Source organism: Pseudomonas sp. DF5 (assembly GCF_058148225.1).
This window is the reverse complement of the sequence record NZ_JBYVYM010000060.1, coordinates 1-1,592: the sequence shown is the minus strand read 5'-3', so window position 1 is coordinate 1,592 and position 1,592 is coordinate 1. Positions and strand designations below refer to the sequence as shown.

The 1,592-nt window shown below is 54.4% G+C and carries 1 protein-coding gene; it reads right to left on the bottom strand.

Features of this window, described 5'->3' with window-relative positions:
- Nucleotides 1-96 precede the first annotated feature (96 nt).
- The gene (locus tag AC30D7_RS28685; protein ID WP_490136321.1) at nt 97-1,521 is read right to left on the bottom strand and encodes an IS1182 family transposase; all 1,425 of its coding nucleotides are present in this window, start codon (nt 1,519-1,521) and stop codon (nt 97-99) included.
- Between the last annotated feature and the right edge of the window lie 71 nt (nt 1,522-1,592).

The window sequence follows — 1,592 nt, the reverse complement described above, 5'->3', positions numbered from 1 at the left end:
CAGACCGTGTGAAAACGCAGTCTGCCGCGGTTTAAAGCAAATGCCCCGACTTGTCGGGGCATTTGCTTTTCTGAAATCTGAAAAATAAAGGGCCTCTCAGCCCATCAACGCCATCAGCTTTTGTGCTCCCAGCACCTTGATCGCCCTTTTCAGGTTGTAGGCTTGTACCGCCAGGGCCATTTCGGCTCGGGCGCCTTTCAGCTGTCGCAGCAAGAACCGGCCGTTGCCAAATAGCCATTGCTTAAGATTGCCGAAGGGGTGTTCGACGATGGATCGCCGGCTAACCATCATCTCGGGATGGGCCCGCATTCGCTGTTCCATCCGTTCAAAAGCGGCTTCATGAGCATGGCGCGTGAGGTAGCGGCGGCTCGTTTGGGTGCAGCGGCTTTTTAACGGACAGACGTCGCAATCGGCGATAGTCGCCTGATAAATCCGATTGCCTTTGTTCATCTGCTTAAGCGTTAACAACTTACCGCCAGGGCATTGATAAACGTCGCGTTGTTCCTCGTATTTGAAGTCCGTACGATCAAAAAACTCAGCACCGTCACCTTGATTGTTGACCGAGCGATTAGGCGGCACGAACGCCGTGATGCTGGCATCTTCACAGGCTTGAAACTGTTCGCCATTGGAGTAGCCGGCGTCGGCTGTGACGCAGAGTTCGGGTTGTTGCAGTTCCTCTTTTACCGCCTTCGCCATCGGTTCGAGCTGACGGTTATCGGTGCCGTCCTGAGTGACTTCGTGATGCAAAATCAGGCAGTGCTTCGCGTCTACCGCACTTTGAATGTTGTACGCCACGAACTTGCCAGAAGGCGTCCGCATTTTTTGCGCATCGGGCTCGCCGACAATGTGTTGAACCAGACCTTGAGCTTCCATCAGCCCTTGGCAGGTCTGGTTATTGGCCTTTTTTATCTGCAACTCCCGAAGAGCCGTTTGCACGGCTGAGCGATTGATCGACTCTCCTCCCTCATTACGATCCGCTTCATCGAGCTGCGCCAGGTAGCGCGCAATTCGCTGATCGAGCACCGCTTCCTGGTGCTTGAGTTTTTTCGGGGTCATATGTTTGCGGCTTGAGGCGACCGCCTGAAACTTGCTGCCATCGATGGCGACCAGTTCACCGGCGATCAGCCCGGCATTTCGGCAAAACCGAACGAAGGCGCGGCACGTCGCGGTGAACGCAGCACTGTTGTCGCGCCGGAAATCAGCGATGGTTTTGAAGTCAGGGGCCAGTCGACCCAACAGCCACATGACTTCAACATTGCGCTGACACTCGGCCTCGAGTCGTCGCGAGGAGCGAATACGCTGAAAATAACCGTACAGATAGAGTTTGAGTAGATCGGCAGGATCGTACGAAGGCCGTCCGGTGGCTTTGGGCCTGGCTTTGTCGAAACCCAGTTGCTCAAAGTCCAGAAGCGAAACATAGGCTTCGATGACGCGAACCAGATGGTCATCGGGAATAAGTTCGTCCAGCGACACTGGAAACAGTGCGGTCTGGGCGCGGTTTTCACCTTGGATATAGCGCATAAGAAAAATGCCCGTATCTTGCGATATGGGCATTTTCTTTAACCGGCCAGCAGATTGCTAGGTTTTCACAC

What these genes read in the sequence shown, in the direction of transcription:
- AC30D7_RS28685 (WP_490136321.1), bottom strand. Translation starts at nt 1,521, where the DNA reads ATGCGCTATATCCAAGGTGAAAACCGCGCCCAGACCGCACTGTTTCCA.